Below are 16,150 nucleotides of genomic sequence, written 5' to 3'. Positions count from 1 at the left end.
AAGACCGCTCGAAAGCAGTCTTTTCTGCAAAAATAAGTTCAATTACTACGCCTATTACGCGTCAGTTGATGTAATACCGACACCAATAAATCAATTTCTTCAGTGGTATTATAAAAGGCTAAAGACGGACGCACGGTTTGTTCTACACCCAAACGACGTAAAATTGGTTGTGCACAGTGGTGGCCAGAACGTACCGCAATACCATGTTGATTTAAAGCTTTGCCCACTTGTTCCGTTGAATAGCCTTGTAAGGTAAAGGACATAACACTGGCTTTGTGATGTGCCGTTCCAATCAAACGTAAACCAGACACACTGCTCAGTGCATTTTGACCATATTCGAGTAGATCATGTTCATAGCGAGCAATGTTATGAATGCCTAGACTTTCGACATATTCAAGTGCAGCGCCTAAACCAACAGCATCGGCAATGTTGCCAGTTCCAGCTTCAAACTTATTGGGTGCAGGTTGGTAAACTACCTGTTCGAAGGTCACATCCTGAATCATGTTACCGCCACCTTCCCAAACAGGCATGCTCTCTAGCAGTTCTGGTTTTGCATAGACCGCGCCAATACCCGTCGGCCCAAACACTTTATGTCCAGAGAACACAAAAAAGTCAGCATCAAGAGCTTGTACATCGGTAGGGATGTGCGAAACAGATTGAGCACCGTCAACTAAAACGCGAACACTTTTGGCATGAGCAATTTTAATCACTTCAGCAACAGGTGTGACTGTTCCTAAAGCATTCGATACTTGAGTAATCGACAGCAGTTTAGTGCGTTCATTAATCAGTTTTGGCAACTCTTCTAAAATAATTTGACCAGTGTCATCGACAGGAATGACTCGTAATTTCGCTCCAGTTTTTTTAGTGAGTTGATACCAAGGCACAATATTGGCATGGTGTTCTAAGTGAGAAACGATAATTTCATCACCTTCACCAATATTTTGCTCACCCCATGTTTTTGCAATCAGGTTAATGCCTTCGGTTGTTCCTCGAACAAAGATAATTTCTTTAGAAGAGGGTGCACCAATAAATCGGGCAACTACATTTCTTGCATGCTCATAGGCATCGGTTGCACGAGCCGCTAACTCATGTGCAGCACGGTGAATGTTTGAGTTTTCATGCTGATAAAAATAAGCAATCCGGTCAATCACGCGCTGCGGTTTTTGTGTGGTCGCAGCATTATCCAACCAGACTAAAGGTCGACCATTGACGCGTTCCAGTAAAATTGGAAAATCACGACGTATGGCATGTACATCGAGTGGTTGAGCACCACTTGCTACAAAAGTGGGTTGTGATGGTTGATAGTGACTATAACTTTGCCCAGTTTGAGGCAAGTCTAAAAAATAAAATGCAGAGCTTGCTGAACTTTGGGTTGGCGTGTTCGTTGCAAAACGATCTTTCGTCAGCAATGATTTTAGGTGGCCGCCATGCGGCAACTGAAAAGACTGCGCAACCGAATAATTATCTTCAACACTTTTAACAGAAGGTTCTGCTGCATTTGGAGCAGAAAAATCATTTAAAAAATAATAAGGTGATTCACCTGCACCCGTTGGTAAGTTTGGTTCAATGTGTGGCACATTGGGTTCACTATGAGCAGCTTGTGGCAAGTGTGGTTCAAATGGAGGGCGTGGCAAATTAGCTCCACCAACCACAGGCGCAGACGCTACAATTCGGCGTTCAGGGTAGTCTGGTAAATTTGGAATATGCTCAGGATATTCCGGATTGAGACTTTTCTGAAAGGCGATATTGGGCGCACGACCACTGAGTGCAGAAAATGGTTCACCCGGTTGTGGTGGGTGCGGTGGTGCTCCGACAGGTAAATCCAAGTTAAGGCCCGATGGAGAAGTCGAACTGCTTGAGCTTGGTAATGCTGAAAAAAACTCATTAGCAAGTCGAGCAATGGTGGACTCATCAGGGAAGTTGGCTGGTGGGTTAATACCAGTCACTTCAGGCCCCGTTGGACTACCTTGCAGATTACTTGTAGTTAACTGGGTAGTCATGATATTTGTCCACCTCCACATCATCTAATACTGCCAATGCATCATCAGTGAGTACAGCCAGTGAGCAATATAACGAGATTAGATACGACGCAATCGCGTTACGGTTAATTCCCATAAAGCGTACTGAAAGCCCCGGTGACTGTTCACCAGCAAGACCCGGTTGGAACAAACCAACAATCCCTTGACGCTTTTCACCAACACGAAGCAGCAAAATTTTAGTTTTGCCGTCTTCTACCGGAATTTTATTAGATGGAATGAGGGGAATCCCGCGCCATGTAATAAATTGCGAACCGAATAAACTCACTGTTGGAGGTGGTACACCACGGCGTGTACATTCACGACCAAATGCTGCAATTGCATCAGGATGCGCTAGAAAAAATCCCGGTTCTTTCCAGACTTTACGTAGCAAATCATCAAGATCATCTGGAGTAGGTGGGCCATTTAAAGTGGAAATACGTTGCTCATCTGTCACACTTGCCAGTAAACCATATTCAGGGTTATTGATGAGCTCACTTTCTTGACGTTCTTTAATGGTTTCAATCGTTAAACGGAGCTGTTCTTTAATTTGGTCGTGTGGGCTGCTGTAAAGGTCAGCAACACGTGTATGTACATCTAAAACAGTAGATACACCATTTAAAAAGTATTCGCGTGGTTCTGGGTCATAATCAACAAAAGTTTGAGGTAAAGTTGCTTCATCACGTTGTGTGCAAGCCACCTGAATATCATCGGTATTATTTACACGGTTTAAGCGATAAATACCTGCTTCAACAGGCAGCCATTGCAGTAAGTGAGTCAGCCATCGGGGAGTAATCGTAGAAAGTTGGGGAGCTGTCTTGGTGGCATTGGCCAGTTGACGTGCAGCATGATCCCCAAGGGCAAGTTGGGCTTTGTCAGTATTTTTCGCCATGAATCGTTTTTCCTTATTACATTGGCTTTTTGAAAATAAAAATTCTAGGATGCATATAAACTAGAATTAGTTCTGGTTTTAAAATTAAAATAGCGTTGTATGTTTTTAAAATAGAGGGCTTATTAATGGGTTATCTATTTTTTAAATAAAAATATATTTAAACTAGAAATAAGCATTTAATTAATACGTAAGTTTTTTGTTTATTCATCTCCTTATCTATTCATTTCATATCTATAGTTTTTAACTGGCGATATGATTTTTTTGATAAGACTCATTTGGTGACTGTAAAATCTGGCTACCCGCGGCCACACTATGTGTAAGCCAGACATTACCCCCAATGATGGAACCTCGGCCAATCGTAATACGGCCTAAAATAGTGGCGCCTGCATAAATCACGACATCATCTTCAACAATCGGATGGCGTATATAATCTTTTTTCAAACCCCCATCATCATTGGTTTCAAATCGTTTTGCTCCAAGGGTTACTGCCTGATAAATACGAACACGCTCCCCAATGACACTGGTTTCACCAATCACTACGCCAGTACCATGATCTATAAAAAATCCTTTACCGATTTGTGCACCCGGATGAATATCAATTCCCGTTGCAGAGTGGGCTAACTCGGAAATAATGCGAGACAATAAAGGCACTTGGGCATAGAGCTGATGTGCAATTCGGTGATGAATAATCGCAAATATGCCTGGATAGCAGAGCAATACCTCATCCACACTATGTGCTGCTGGATCACCTTCGTAGGCTGCACGCACATCGCCATCTAAAAGACGTCGTATAGAGGGTAATGTGTTGGCAAAATCCTGCACAATAGTTTGAGCAAGTTCCTCAGGTTGTTGGACTGGGCTTGAATAACCTAAATGTCGTTTTGCCTCATAATTCAAAGCCAGTTGTACTTGAGCATGTAAGGCTGTTAATACCCGATTTAAAGTATAGGCAATATAAGAATCTTCAGTTTCTTGGCGTAAGTCGGCAGGGCCTAAACGCATTGGAAATAAAATCCCGCACAGGTCATCTAAAATGGCCTTTAAAGCTTCTTTAGATGGAAGTTCACGGCCCCCAAATTCTTTTGTTCTGTGCTGTTGTTGACGCCAGTCATGCCTTGCTTGTTGTAAACCTTGTACAACCGCATTAATGTTCCATTGAGTCACAAGCTTTCCTTGATTCACTGAAAATTGATTGAAGTATTAGTCTTGTTGCCAAGGAAGTTGATAAATGCGCCAGCCATTTTTCTGATTACGCTGTTGCTGATCATTTAGATCACCTTCGAAGCCTTCAAGAACATTATAAATGTGCTCAAAACCAGCATTAAATGCGGCTTCGGCAGCTTGTGCTGAACGGTTGCCACTGCGGCATAACAAAAGAATGGTTTTATCTTTGCCGACCTTTGATTCAAGTTCTTTTAAAAAGCGTGGATTACGGTTAAATGATGTGCCTGTTGCCCATGCAACATGGATACTTTCAGGGACATAACCCACAAATTTACGTTCTTCATTGGTACGTACATCAACTAAAACAGCTTCTCCTTGTTGTACGAGTTGCCATGCGTCAATAGGTGATAAACTGCCACTAAAATTTAGTTCGTGTTCTTGTGCATATTGCTTTGCTTTAGAAAGAATTTCTTCGGCTGAAAAGGATGTATTTGAATCATTTGAGATAAAGCTTTGCGGAGCTTCTGTATTTAATTTAGCGTTCATTGAATATATCCTTATCTTTGATTCAGATTGTTAAGGTTCAATTTACGCGTTTTTAAATATAAGCAAAAATAAGGAATATCTATTTATATATATTATTTTGATAAATAAGAATGGAGGATATTTTTATAAAAAGTATGAATTAAGCTTATATCATTCTTTAATTAAAATTGATGGAACAATCATTTTAATAGTTAGTAAAACATCGTGTGAATTAAAATAATCCACACGGTTTTAAACATTAAGCAAACCCACCATTTACTCGAATAACTTGTGAATTTACCCAGCGCCCATCTGGACCAGCTAGCATGGCAACTACACTGGCAATTTCTTCAGGTGTTCCGATTCGTTCTAATGGAGCAAGTTTTGCAATAGCCGCCACTTGCTCGTCAGTTTTTCCATTATAAAAAAGGTCAGTGCCTGTCGGGCCGGGCGCAACGGCGTTTACGGTAATATTTCGACCGCGTAACTCATTTGCTAACACATGTACCAAACCTTCGACACCGGCTTTAGATGCTATATAGGGGCCATATGCCGGAAAAGATTTAGCAATTACACTGGTTGAAAGCGTAATAATTCGGCCACCATCCGGCACTGTTTCGGCCGCATGTGCCAACATTAAAAATGCGCCCCGTAAATTGGTATGGATTACTTTATCGAAATCAGACAGACTTTTAGGTGTAATTTTTGCCATAGGCATAATGCCTGCGCTATGAACCACCACATCTAATTGACCATTAATAGCTTTTACTTCTTGAAATAAACGGCTGACATCATATTCATTTGCAACATTGGCTTGAATGGCAGAAGCTTGACCACCTTGCTCAATAATGTGATCTACAGTCGCTTGGGCATGCACTTTATTGCCAGCATAGTTAATAATCACATAAAAGCCATCTTGAGCTAAACGTTCAGCAATAGCTCGACCAATACCACGTGATGCACCAGTAACCAGAGCTGTTTTTCTTGAAATATTCATTTTTAGATTGCCTGTTTGAGTAGGTATGGCTTATTTTAATAATATAGAAATATGGGATAAATCATCAGAATTGGATAAGATAATTCCATATTTATTAATAATAGATAGGGTTAAAAGCGAGCACTATGGATAAATTTGATACCTTGCAACTTTTTACCCGCATCGTAGAGCTGGGTAGTTTTAGTCAGGCAGCCGATCAGCTGAATATCCCACGTGCTACAGCAAGTAACGCCATTAAAGAGTTAGAAAATAATCTACAGTGCCGTTTGCTAGAGCGGACCACACGACATGTCAGGCCATCACTCGATGGACAGGCATTTTATGAACGCTGCACACAAATATTATCTGAACTGGATGATGCAGAATCATCTTTACGGAATGTAATTGCACAGCCACGTGGTTTATTGCGTGTGGATTTGTCAGGCGCACATGCGACTAAAATTGTTTTACCCAATATCGACCAATTTCACGAGTTGTATCCCGACATTGAACTCGTAATTAGTACGGGAGATCGTTTAGTTGATCTGATTCGGGAAGGGATAGACTGTGTGGTGAGAGCGGGGCGTTTGGATGATTCCACTTTAATTGCTAGACATTTGGTTGATATGCCACAAGTCATTTGTGCAAGTCCTGACTATTTAAATAAACATGGAACACCTCAGCAACCAGAGGATTTGTTATTACATTATTGTGTTAATTTCTTTTCGACTTCAGGCGGGCGAAATTATCCATTTGAATTAATGGTGAATGGCAAAAAACAAGATTATTTTTTGAAAAGCTGGATCGCGGTAAATGATGCTGAAAACTATGTATTATCTGCTTTACGTGGGGCAGGTTTAATTCAGGTCCCGCGCTATCATGTGGCGAATGAGTTGGAAGACGGGCAACTGGTTCAGGTTTTGTCTGAGTGGGAAATCCCGAAGATGTCAGTTTCTGCTTTATATCCGCAGCATCGGCAGCTCTCACCACGCGTACGAGTTTTTGTCGCTTGGTTGAGTGAGTTATATACGGGGTATTTTGCCAACTTTGAATACCCGCAAAAATAAAATATCTTGCGGGTAAGTCAAAAACTGAATGATATTTTAAGATTGATTCTGCAATTTATCTTGAGTTTTGTTCTCAAAATCACTGGCATCATGGCGTTCATGCAACTGCGTTTCTAAATCACCAAAAGTACGGTTGACCATACGACCACGTTGAACCGCAGGGCGCGCTAAAATTGCATCTGCCCAACGCTGAACATTTTTATATTGGTCAACACCTAAAAACTCCGCGCCGTTATACACCCAGTTTTTAACAAGACCTCCATACCAAGGGAACGCTGCAATATCAGCAATCGAATATTCAGAACCAGCCAAATATTCGTTTTTTGCCAGATGTTGATCTAATACATCAAGTAAGCGTTTTGTTTCCAAGGCGAAGCGGTTAATCGCATATTCAATTTTAACAGGGGCATAGGCATAAAAGTGTCCAAAACCACCACCTAGATATGGCGCGCTGCCCATTTGCCAGAATAACCAGTTAAGACATTCAGTACGTGCAGCAATATCAGTTGGAATGAAAGCTTTAAACTTTTCAGCCAAGTAAAGCAAAATTGAGCCAGATTCAAACACTCTTAATGGCGGGTTTTGGCTATGGTCAACTAACGCTGGAATTTTAGAGTTTGGATTAATTTCTACAAAGCCACTGCCAAATTGCTGTCCTTCACCAATTTTAATGAGCCAAGCATCATATTCAGCATCTTGGTGTCCTAGAGCTAAAAGCTCTTCTAATAAAATAGTGACTTTTTGACCATTAGGCGTTGCTAAAGAGTAGAGCTGGAGCGGATGTTTCCCTACTGGAAGTGTATGCTCGTAACGCGCACCTGAAGTCGGTTGGTTTAAATCGGTTTTTTCTCCAGTCCATTGCCAAACTTGTGGAGGAATATAGTTTGAATCACTCATTTTTTATCTCGTGTTTGGTGTACATAAAGGATTTAGTGATGTCGCAAGGCAAGCCATTTTTGTACGGTCGGTCTTTGCCATTGCTGTAATGCATAGTTTTTTAAACGTTCGGGTACAGCATCACCATTTTGAATAAGGCGTTGCAACATCAGGGCAAGTTCAGCATCCACAATGCTCCATGAACCAAAAAGAAATTCAGCATCAGACGCAAGAAGTTTTTCTGCAACAAAGAACAATTTTTCTGCTGCTTTTAAACCTTGTTCAGACAGTGGTGTAGATGTGGGCTGAATAAAAATAACATCGGTTGGACGTTCAGTTCTTAGTGCCACTAAGTCTGATCGGAGCCATGCTTGAATTTGTCTTGCTCTTGCACGGGTTTGAGTATCTTTTGGATAAATAGATGTGTTTGGATAAAGCTCTTCAAGATATTCCAAAATGGCAGAAGATTCTGATAAGGTAAAATCATTATGCTCAAGTACAGGCACTTTGGCAGTTAATGACTTTGCAACATAAGATTTTTCAAACTGGCCTTGCTGGTCTAAGTTGATAGTTGCTATTTCAAATGGAATTTGTTTTTCATGTAGCCCTACAAAAACTGTAAACGCATAGGGACTTAGAAATTGTGAATCTGTGTACAGCTTAAAACGTTCATTATTCATTGTTATTGTCCATGTCATAAAATAGATGCGATCTAGTCTAAGTGAGCTAAGCCAAGATTGGGTAGCTTTTTTGTGGAAAAGCTTTATCTGTTTTTGAATTAAGGTTTAATGTGCTGAAAATGCTGACGAACAATACTAAGCCACGCCTGTACCGCTGGTGACACAGGAAGATTCTTTTTCCAAGCCATGACTAAGTGCCACTGAATATTTGGTTTTTCAAGCGGTACTGCTGCAAATAAACTAGGGTCAAGCATGTCAGTATAATATTGAGGAAGAAGCGCGATACCCATGCGTTGTAACACCATATCTGCCAACAGGTGCCATTGGCTAGTACGGCAAGCAATGGTTGGGTAAAAACCATGCTGCTTACATGCATCGAGAATAATACTGTTTAAAGAGAAATTTTCTGGAAACATTAAAAATGATTGGTGCTGTAGCTCTTCTAGATTTATTTTTTTGCGGCTGGCCCAAGTCGCATCCCGACGTAAAAGGACCATTAAAGGGTAGTTACATAGCTCAATGCTATTGAAAATTTGTGTATCAAAAGGCTGCAATAAAACACCAACATCCAACTCGTTGTTGAGTAAGGCTTGTTCAATACCGCGTGAACCCACTTCCATAAAAGCCAATTCAATATCAGGCCACTGTTGGTGATAATCAAACAGGGCAGTCGTTAGAAGCTGCGAACCTAAAGGGGGTACGCCAAGTTTTAAAGTCCCTGTTTTTAATTGTTGATAATTTTCTATCTCAAGAAAGATGTTCTGTTCTGCCTGAAGAAGCTCGATTGCATGTTGATAAATACGCCCTCCAATTTCCGTTAATTCAATTTGTCTTTTTCGGCCATGATCGGGTTTGACCAAAAGTTGGACCTGAAGCTGTTCTTCAAGCTGCTGTATTATTTTACTAATGGTGGGCTGAGTCAGGTATAACTCGTCAGCAGCACGTGTAAAGCTTTTAGTTTTTACCAGTGTAACGAAGCATTGTAATGACTTTAGAGAAAGCATAATAAAGAATAGATTATTCCATTTTTGAATAATATTAACATGAATAATTCATATTTAGCAGGTTTAACCAAGATAGCATAATGGTGTAGTTAACCATTTAATTTTGCAAAATGAGTACTGAATCTGCTTCTGGAACACCCACACAACCTTCATTTTTAGTTTTAGTTAAACAAATTTTGATTTTGGCTGGATTTTGGTGGGTCGGATATCTTCTACACCAAAAACTCGGCGTGCCTGTGTCGGCAGGCATTTTAGGGATGTTTTTATTGCTTCTATGCCTGTTCTTTAAAATTATCAAAATGGATCAGGTCGCAATGGGAGCAACTGTTGTTTTAGGTGAACTGTTGCTCTTTTTCGTGCCCGTTGTGGTTGCCGTAGTTCAGTATAAAACCTTGTTTATGACCGAAGGCTGGCAAATTGTTTTGAGCATTGCGGTTGGGACTATTTCAGTCATGCTCAGTACGTGCCTGACGATTCACTATTACAATCGTTTAAAAGCTTATTTGCATGCTCGAAAACGTCTTCAACATAAGCATATCTAAGAGAAAACGGCATGAATATTTGGTCAATTCTTTGTCTGATCTGGACTTTGGTCGCCTATGTTGTGGCAAAGCGAATTTATCAGAAAAATCCAAAACTTTGGTTGTCGCCTGCGATTAGTGTGCCTGTACTCACCATTATTTTGATGACGATTTTTGGAATTTCATATCAAACTTACGCAGAAGATACCCAGTGGATTGTTAATTTATTAGGGCCTGCAACGGTTGCATTTGCTGTACCGATTTATCGCTATCGGGAAACGATTCGTAAAAACCTCGGGGTACTCTCAATTGCGATTATTGTAGGCATGAGTGTAGGTGTAATGTCTGCCTATGAAATGGCACAGTGGTTCCACTTTAGCCCTGAAGTCACCAATAGTTTGATGGCCCGTTCTATTTCAACACCATTTGCCATGATTTTAGCGGAAGATATTCACGGTTCGGCAGCATTGGTTTCACTATTTACGGTTATTACTGGTTTGGTTGGTATGATTTGCGGCGATGCGATTTTAGCGATTACTAAAATTCGTTCTAATGTGGCCAATGGGGCAGCCTTTGGAAATGCAGCCCACGGTTTTGGTACAGTTAGAGCCCAACAGCGCAATAGTGAAGAGGGCGTAATTGCAAGTTTAACTATGGTAATTGCAGGTATTTTAATGGTTTTGATTGGACCATTTGCGATTCATCTATGGTTGCTGTTGTAGGTTTTCCGAAGTTGGCTTGTCATGTTGTTGAATAATGTTTGATAGTTTTTTAATAGCTTGTTTCATCAGCTCAGGTTCAAAATCCCCTAAACCGACAATTAATCCCGGGCGCTGTTGCTCTGTTGAAAATGTTGGTGAAATTGCTTTAATGGCAATGCCTGCATCGACGGCCGAGTTTGCAACTTCAATATCATTAATATGATGAGCAAGCCATAACACCATATGCATGCCTTGATCACCCGGCTGTAACCAAGCCAGTTCTTGAGGTATGTATTTTTCAATCAAGCCAATAATATATTCTCGGACTTCTGCATAGACATTTCGAGTACGTCGGATATGCCGCTCTAAATAGCCTTCTTGAATAAAGGCAGCTAAAACATGTTGATCAGCAGCAGGTGGATGTCGATCAATTAATACTCTAAGTCCGCAAAAAGATGCTACTAATTCTTTAGGCAACACTGCATAGCCAAGCCTAAGGGACGGAAATAACACTTTGCTAAAAGTACCCAAATAAATCACTTGGTCGGGTGCCATGCCTTGTAAAGATGGGAAGGGCTGGCCGTTATAACGAAGTTCACTGTCATAGTCATCTTCAATGATCCATGCATTTTGCTGTTTTGCCCAAGCTAATAAAGCCGTACGTCTTGCTAGGCTCATTGGCATACCAAGTGGGTATTGATGAGATGGCGTCACAAAAGCAGCACGTGCATGTTCTGCAAGCTTAATACCAGTTTCAACCTGAATACCTTCTTCATCGACAGGAACACGCACCATCCGAATGTTTTGTACTGCATGCTCAAAAATCGCTGTCGTACCCCGATAAGCTGGATCTTCAATCCAAACTTCATCTTTTGCTTCAAATAAAATCTGGCTACAAATATAAAGTGACTGTTGAATGCCGGGTGTAATCACAATTTGGTCAGGTTCACAGTGTACAGAGCGTGATCGGCGTACATAGTCTGCTATAGCAATTCTTAGTGATAACACGCCTTGAGGTTCACCATATCCTGAAGGAACTCCTGCACCTCGTGATCTAAACTTATTGCCAAATTTGCGCCAGATATCACTTGGTTGGGTCCGACCGACGGGGACAGACACCGCAAATGGAACATGGGGAAGTGGTTTAAACTCTTTAAGTACTTGGGCATAAGAACGTGCCGACTTCGTCAAAGGGATTGAGCTAGGTATGGTTTCTTTTTGAGAATTTTGCAGTAGAGTTTTTTTAGTTAAAGCATGAGACACATAGGTGCCCGTTCGTGCTTGAGAGTCAAAAACACCTTCAGCTAAAAGCTGATCGTAAGCTTCGATAATTGTTCCGCGAGCGACCCCAAGTGTTTGAGCTAATTCGCGTGAAGAAGGCAATGGATCGCCTGGTTGTAAATCACCACTTTGTACAGCTTCGCGTAAAGCTTGGGTCAACTGAGCACTAATCTTTCCTTGGCTTTTATCAATCTTTGCAATAGACGGAAGTTCAACAACTTTTGCCATTCTTGCCATAATTCTGGTCTACTTAAAAAAACACAAAGTGGTTCTTTTTAATAAACCACATAAACCAGAAAATTTACAACACAAAATATAAATAACCCTGATATTTACAGCGAGGTTTTGAGCCATGTATATCCCTGATGATTTTGCAGAAAACCGTTTGGATGTGTTGCATTCTCTTATTACAGAATACCCATTTGGGGTGCTTTTTACTCATGGAAATAATGGCTTAGATGCAAACCATCTTCCATTTGAATTGCTGGCAAAGGAAGGAAACTTAGGTGTGCTACATGCGCATCTGTCTCGAAATAATTCTGTTTGGCAGGACATTAAAAATGGAGATGAGGTACTCGTCGTGTTTCAAGCGGGTGATGCGTATATTTCACCAAATTGGTACCCATCCAAACATGAACAGCATAGACAAGTACCGACATGGAACTATAGGGTTGTGCATGCTTATGGGAAAGTGACGATTCGAGATGATGAACGCTATGTTCGTGGTGTAGTGGCTCGTTTAACCCGTACCCATGAAGCATCTCAACCTGAGCCATGGAAAATGTCCGATGCACCAAAAGACTATCTTGAACCGATGTTAAAGGCGATTGTGGGAATAGAAATTGTAATTACTAAGCTGCAAGGAAAATCAAAACTTGGGCAAAACAAAGAACACCGAGACATTTTGGGTGCGGCAGATGGCCTATCGAAATCTGGTCATCAAACTATAGCGAATGCCATGTACAGTGTGGCTGAGTTAAATAAATAATTTTGAAAATATAAAACTTTAATATTAATTGAGGAGATAAAGATGTCTTTGACTACACCTGTTGAATTAGTGGGTGAGCACGTTATTTTAAAGCCGCTAGATGTAACTCAAGCTGAATCATTGGCAGAGGCCGTTTGCGATGGGGAGCTCTATAATCTTTGGTATACCCGTGTGCCAAGACCTGAAAAAATGACTGCTGAAATTGAAAGACGTCTTGGTTTGCAGCAATCAGGAAGCATGTTGCCATTTTATATTGAAGACCGAAAAACGAGACAAGCGCTGGGCATGACAACCCTAATGCATATTGAAGAAGCCCATCGCCGTGTAGAAATTGGCTCGACGTGGTATCGAAAGTCTGCGCAACGTACGCCAGTCAATACTGAATGTAAAAAGCTATTGTTGGCTCATGCATTTGAGACTTTAAACTGTATTGCGGTTGAGTTACGCACATCTTCTTTAAATGTTCAAAGCCAAGCCGCAATTGTACGCTTAGGTGCAAAGCTCGATGGTGTGCTAAGAAGTCATCAAATTGTGAAAGATGATATTTTGCGGGACACTCATGTTTATAGCATTTTGAAACATGAGTGGCCTGCGGTCCGTCAAAATCTCGAATGGCTATTGAGCAAACCGCGTTAAAAAGAATTTAAACAAACTGCTTTTCTCTTTTTTGGCTTAGCCAGAAGAGAGAAGCTGCGGCAATCACTAACCATGGTATTAACGCCATATTCATTGCTTTCCAGCCAAATAAATCCAGTAAAGCACCTGCACTAAACGAACAAATCAATCCCACAACAAAAACCGTCATATCATTAATTGCCTGAGCTTTGGCTTTTTCAGCCACAGAATAAGTACCTGTGAGTAAAGAAGTACTGCCAATAAATAAAAAGTTCCAACCAACGCCTAATAAAATTAAAGAAATAGCAAAAGATGCGAACTGAATACCTGAGATAGCAAATCCGATGTAGCAAGCAAATAATAAAAGACCTGCAAACATGATTTTAATTACTCCAAAACGTGCAATTAAATTTCCAGTAAAGAATGAAGGTAGGAACATACCAAGTACATGTAACTGAATGACAGTGGTAATCGATCCAAGTTCATGATGTGAATGTCGCATTGCAATTGGTGTGGCAGTCATACCTAAAATCATGATGCCATAGCCTGTTACTGCGCCAAATAACGCAACCAAATAGGTCGGTTGAAAGACAATCTGTTGCCATGGGCGACCAGCAGTAAAGTCAGACTTTTGCTCAACTGTATCGGCAATATGTAGGCTAGATAAAATTCCCATTGCTAAAAATGAGATAATACTAATAATTAAAAATGAACCGATATATTCTAAATGCTGGAATAAGGGTCCACCAAAACGGGCTAAAGTCGGACCAATCAGTGCTGCAACAATTCCACCTGCCATCACCCAAGAAATAGCACGTGAGCGAAACTCGTCAGTTGCCACTTCACTGGCAGCAAAACGGTAAAACTGAGCAAAGGACTGATAGGCCCCGACACATAGCGTACCCAAAGCCAGAAGCATGAGTGAACTATAAAAAATACCGATTGATGCAATAATGCCGCCGAGCGCACCTAAGAAAGCGCCGAATAGAAAACCGTTACGCCGTCCTACACGTGCCATGAGCATTGAGGCTGGAAACATCATTAAAGCTGTACCCAAAAACATAGATGCAATGGGCAGCGTTGCAAGTGTTGGGGTGTTTGCAATATTAGCGCCAGCCAAGCCACCAATGGTCATGACCATGACAGAAACGGTTTGGAAAAGTGATTGAGAACGCGCCAGAATTAATACTTGGCGGTGCATGGTATTTTGAAGCATAACGAGCCTTTAATTATATTCAGTAATGGCTGAAGCTAGGTGTCCGGTTTTTACATAAATAGAAGCGCCAGACAAACCCGCTTGAAAATGGGCATGTGTTTTCGGAGGTAGGCGTATCCATGTTCCAGCGTCATAAACCATTTCTTTATCGACCAACTGACCTTGGGTAATCAGAATTTCGATTCCACCCTCAGCTTCTTCAGTAAAAAGTTGCTGCGGCTTGAGTTTTTCTAAATAGGTGTGCTCATAACTTGCATCAACCAATGTGCAAATTAAACGCCAACCTATTTCTCGCCATTGTGTTGGATCGTTGGTATTGATCCGTAAGGTTTGCGTTTCTGACGTAGGAATTTGCATAAGTTTGACAAAAATCAATGCACCTTCTTCGCTCGACGGTTGATGTACCGACTGATGGGGACTCCGTAAATACCATCCAGCGGGGTAGTGCTGATTTTGATTTTCAGTAAATACGCCTGAAAGTACGAGGATTTCTTCACCATGATGATGTCGATGCTCAGGAAAGATTGTGTGGGGCGCATATTTCACCAAACTGGTCGCACGAGCTATTTCATCGCCAACACGATCAAGCATGACACGATCAACTTCCCCACGGGGAGATTTCACCCAATGATAGTCTTCAGGTTTGACAATCACAGCCTGTGAAAAATCGGCATGGATCAACATGAATACTTTCCTCGTAAACTAAATTCTCTTTATTCAATAACAAAATAAATAGAATGAATTAGCAAGTAAAATTAATGCTCTAAGGTCTTTTGATCAACTCGAACGTATATTGAACAGGTCAAGGTGGTTGGTAATTTAGTGACCAGCCATCACACCGCCATCTACAGGAAGAATAGTTCCTGTAATCCATGAGGCATTGGATGATGCAAGGAATAAAATCGCTTGGGCAATGTCAGCAGGTTGACCGTTGCGGCCTAATGGATGGAATGAGTTAAAAGTCGGTAAAGCTTCTTTAACCTGATCTTCACTCATAAACGTGTTGTAAACAGGTGTTTCCACTACGCCCGGTGCAACGGTATTAATGCGGATATTTGATTCGGCCAATTCAATGGCTAAGTTATGAGTGAGTGCATGGACTCCTGCATTTGCTGCTGAGTAAGCAGAAGAAGGGGTTGCTTTTACAGCTTGCAATGCCCAAAGCGAACCTGTTTGTACAATTGTGCCGCCTCCACGTTGTTGCATGGCTTTAGCAGCAGCTTGTGCCATAAAAAACTTGCCTTTCAAAATGGTATCTAAAAACCAGTCGTATTCGGTTTCAGTAATACCAAGGAAAGATTTTGGGTTAAATACACCTGCATTATTGATAAGAATATCAACACCGCCAAATGCTTCAGATGCTACTTTTACTAAGTTTTTTGCAGTTTCAGGTTCGGCTATATCCCCAGCAAAATAGCGAACTTTTGCACCTGTTGGATCTATTTCATGGGCAGCTTTTTGCAATTTGTTTTCATCGCGGCCACCAATGACAACATTGGCGCCTTCTTGAACCAAGCGAATTGCAACTTCTTTACCAATACCAGAACTGCCGCCCGTAACGATAGCAACTTTTAAAGAAAATCTACTCATGTATATATCCTTAAGGTTAAATAAAATAAATTGATTGAT

17 protein-coding genes are annotated in these 16,150 nt (G+C 41.1%); 5 read left to right on the top strand and 12 right to left on the bottom strand.

Annotated elements, in window-relative coordinates:
- Positions 1-38: 38 nt before the first annotated feature.
- The 5 genes from AWW73_RS12255 to AWW73_RS12235 form a co-directional block, all read right to left on the bottom strand.
- Positions 39-2,000 carry a family 2A encapsulin nanocompartment cargo protein cysteine desulfurase gene (locus tag AWW73_RS12255; protein ID WP_062849788.1) on the bottom strand — a complete coding sequence of 654 codons (1,962 nt, stop codon included), beginning with the start codon at positions 1,998-2,000 and terminating at the stop codon, positions 39-41.
- Entirely contained in the window at positions 1,975-2,907 is a 933-nt protein-coding gene (locus AWW73_RS12250) for a family 2A encapsulin nanocompartment shell protein (protein ID WP_017481581.1), read from the bottom strand. The genes AWW73_RS12255 and AWW73_RS12250 overlap by 26 nt, the downstream gene beginning before the upstream one ends.
- 240 nt (positions 2,908-3,147) lie before the next feature.
- Complete coding sequence (gene epsC, locus AWW73_RS12245; protein ID WP_081409607.1) at positions 3,148-4,089, bottom strand: serine O-acetyltransferase EpsC; 942 nt, start codon at positions 4,087-4,089, stop codon at positions 3,148-3,150.
- Between the two features lie 18 nt (positions 4,090-4,107).
- Positions 4,108-4,617, bottom strand: coding sequence for a rhodanese-like domain-containing protein (locus tag AWW73_RS12240; protein WP_062849786.1), 510 nt, complete (start codon positions 4,615-4,617; stop codon positions 4,108-4,110).
- Positions 4,618-4,855: 238 nt separating this feature from the next.
- Positions 4,856-5,593 (bottom strand): SDR family oxidoreductase, encoded by a 738-nt coding sequence (locus AWW73_RS12235; RefSeq protein WP_062849785.1) that lies wholly within the window; start codon positions 5,591-5,593, stop codon positions 4,856-4,858.
- Positions 5,594-5,718: 125 nt separating this feature from the next.
- On the opposite strand from AWW73_RS12235, the gene AWW73_RS12230 reads away from it, so the two are divergent.
- The gene (locus tag AWW73_RS12230) at positions 5,719-6,639 is read left to right on the top strand and encodes a LysR family transcriptional regulator (RefSeq protein WP_062849784.1); all 921 of its coding nucleotides are present in this window, start codon (positions 5,719-5,721) and stop codon (positions 6,637-6,639) included.
- Positions 6,640-6,675: 36 nt separating this feature from the next.
- On the opposite strand, the gene yghU is transcribed toward AWW73_RS12230, so the two are convergent.
- The 3 genes from yghU to AWW73_RS12215 form a co-directional block, all read right to left on the bottom strand.
- Entirely contained in the window at positions 6,676-7,536 is an 861-nt protein-coding gene (yghU, locus tag AWW73_RS12225; protein ID WP_062849783.1) for a glutathione-dependent disulfide-bond oxidoreductase, read from the bottom strand.
- A 32-nt stretch (positions 7,537-7,568) separates the two neighbouring features.
- The gene (yfcF, locus tag AWW73_RS12220) at positions 7,569-8,195 is read right to left on the bottom strand and encodes a glutathione transferase (protein WP_062849782.1); all 627 of its coding nucleotides are present in this window, start codon (positions 8,193-8,195) and stop codon (positions 7,569-7,571) included.
- 98 nt (positions 8,196-8,293) lie between these two features.
- The gene (locus AWW73_RS12215; protein WP_062849781.1) at positions 8,294-9,199 is read right to left on the bottom strand and encodes a LysR family transcriptional regulator; all 906 of its coding nucleotides are present in this window, start codon (positions 9,197-9,199) and stop codon (positions 8,294-8,296) included.
- Positions 9,200-9,309: 110 nt separating this feature from the next.
- Here AWW73_RS12215 and AWW73_RS12210 point away from each other — a divergent pair, with 110 nt between their 5' ends.
- On the top strand, positions 9,310-9,741 hold the full coding sequence (locus AWW73_RS12210) for a CidA/LrgA family protein (protein ID WP_062849780.1): 432 nt from the start codon (positions 9,310-9,312) through the stop codon (positions 9,739-9,741).
- An 11-nt stretch (positions 9,742-9,752) separates the two neighbouring features.
- Positions 9,753-10,442, top strand: coding sequence for an LrgB family protein (locus AWW73_RS12205; RefSeq protein WP_004792992.1), 690 nt, complete (start codon positions 9,753-9,755; stop codon positions 10,440-10,442).
- Here AWW73_RS12205 and pdxR read toward each other — a convergent pair.
- Positions 10,425-11,939 carry a MocR-like pyridoxine biosynthesis transcription factor PdxR gene (gene pdxR, locus AWW73_RS12200; protein ID WP_062849779.1) on the bottom strand — a complete coding sequence of 505 codons (1,515 nt, stop codon included), beginning with the start codon at positions 11,937-11,939 and terminating at the stop codon, positions 10,425-10,427. The genes AWW73_RS12205 and pdxR overlap by 18 nt on opposite strands.
- 115 nt (positions 11,940-12,054) lie before the next feature.
- Here pdxR and AWW73_RS12195 point away from each other — a divergent pair, with 115 nt between their 5' ends.
- Both AWW73_RS12195 and AWW73_RS12190 read left to right on the top strand, forming a co-directional pair.
- Positions 12,055-12,690, top strand: coding sequence for an FMN-binding negative transcriptional regulator (locus AWW73_RS12195; protein ID WP_062849778.1), 636 nt, complete (start codon positions 12,055-12,057; stop codon positions 12,688-12,690).
- A gap of 42 nt (positions 12,691-12,732) precedes the next feature.
- Positions 12,733-13,326: a GNAT family N-acetyltransferase gene (locus tag AWW73_RS12190; RefSeq protein WP_062849777.1), complete on the top strand. Its 594-nt coding sequence runs from the start codon at positions 12,733-12,735 to the stop codon at positions 13,324-13,326.
- A gap of 7 nt (positions 13,327-13,333) precedes the next feature.
- On the opposite strand, the gene AWW73_RS12185 is transcribed toward AWW73_RS12190, so the two are convergent.
- The 3 genes from AWW73_RS12185 to AWW73_RS12175 all read right to left on the bottom strand — a co-directional run bounded on the left by AWW73_RS12185 (position 13,334) and on the right by AWW73_RS12175 (position 16,111).
- Positions 13,334-14,521, bottom strand: coding sequence for an MFS transporter (locus AWW73_RS12185; RefSeq protein WP_062849776.1), 1,188 nt, complete (start codon positions 14,519-14,521; stop codon positions 13,334-13,336).
- 9 nt (positions 14,522-14,530) lie between these two features.
- Positions 14,531-15,205, bottom strand: coding sequence for a cupin domain-containing protein (locus AWW73_RS12180; protein WP_031948047.1), 675 nt, complete (start codon positions 15,203-15,205; stop codon positions 14,531-14,533).
- Between the two features lie 135 nt (positions 15,206-15,340).
- The gene (locus AWW73_RS12175; RefSeq protein WP_062849775.1) at positions 15,341-16,111 is read right to left on the bottom strand and encodes an SDR family NAD(P)-dependent oxidoreductase; all 771 of its coding nucleotides are present in this window, start codon (positions 16,109-16,111) and stop codon (positions 15,341-15,343) included.
- Positions 16,112-16,150: the final 39 nt, after the last annotated feature.

The sequence above is a fragment of the Acinetobacter lactucae genome (genome assembly GCF_001605885.1).
In the GTDB taxonomy this organism is placed as follows: domain Bacteria; phylum Pseudomonadota; class Gammaproteobacteria; order Pseudomonadales; family Moraxellaceae; genus Acinetobacter; species Acinetobacter lactucae.
This window is presented reverse-complemented; position numbering and strand designations above follow the sequence as displayed.

Bases quoted from the DNA above. Each gene is read 5' to 3' on its own strand.
- AWW73_RS12190 (WP_062849777.1), top strand. From the start codon at position 12,733: ATGTCTTTGACTACACCTGTTGAATTAGTGGGTGAGCACGTTATTTTA.
- AWW73_RS12175 (WP_062849775.1), bottom strand. From the start codon at position 16,111: ATGAGTAGATTTTCTTTAAAAGTTGCTATCGTTACGGGCGGCAGTTCT.
- AWW73_RS12235 (WP_062849785.1), bottom strand. From the start codon at position 5,593: ATGAATATTTCAAGAAAAACAGCTCTGGTTACTGGTGCATCACGTGGT.
- AWW73_RS12195 (WP_062849778.1), top strand. From the start codon at position 12,055: ATGTATATCCCTGATGATTTTGCAGAAAACCGTTTGGATGTGTTGCAT.
- pdxR (WP_062849779.1), bottom strand. From the start codon at position 11,939: ATGGCAAGAATGGCAAAAGTTGTTGAACTTCCGTCTATTGCAAAGATT.
- AWW73_RS12185 (WP_062849776.1), bottom strand. From the start codon at position 14,521: ATGCTTCAAAATACCATGCACCGCCAAGTATTAATTCTGGCGCGTTCT.
- AWW73_RS12180 (WP_031948047.1), bottom strand. From the start codon at position 15,205: ATGTTGATCCATGCCGATTTTTCACAGGCTGTGATTGTCAAACCTGAA.
- AWW73_RS12210 (WP_062849780.1), top strand. From the start codon at position 9,310: ATGAGTACTGAATCTGCTTCTGGAACACCCACACAACCTTCATTTTTA.
- AWW73_RS12250 (WP_017481581.1), bottom strand. From the start codon at position 2,907: ATGGCGAAAAATACTGACAAAGCCCAACTTGCCCTTGGGGATCATGCT.
- yfcF (WP_062849782.1), bottom strand. From the start codon at position 8,195: ATGAATAATGAACGTTTTAAGCTGTACACAGATTCACAATTTCTAAGT.
- AWW73_RS12240 (WP_062849786.1), bottom strand. From the start codon at position 4,617: ATGAACGCTAAATTAAATACAGAAGCTCCGCAAAGCTTTATCTCAAAT.
- AWW73_RS12205 (WP_004792992.1), top strand. From the start codon at position 9,753: ATGAATATTTGGTCAATTCTTTGTCTGATCTGGACTTTGGTCGCCTAT.
- AWW73_RS12255 (WP_062849788.1), bottom strand. From the start codon at position 2,000: ATGACTACCCAGTTAACTACAAGTAATCTGCAAGGTAGTCCAACGGGG.
- AWW73_RS12215 (WP_062849781.1), bottom strand. From the start codon at position 9,199: ATGCTTTCTCTAAAGTCATTACAATGCTTCGTTACACTGGTAAAAACT.
- yghU (WP_062849783.1), bottom strand. From the start codon at position 7,536: ATGAGTGATTCAAACTATATTCCTCCACAAGTTTGGCAATGGACTGGA.
- AWW73_RS12230 (WP_062849784.1), top strand. From the start codon at position 5,719: ATGGATAAATTTGATACCTTGCAACTTTTTACCCGCATCGTAGAGCTG.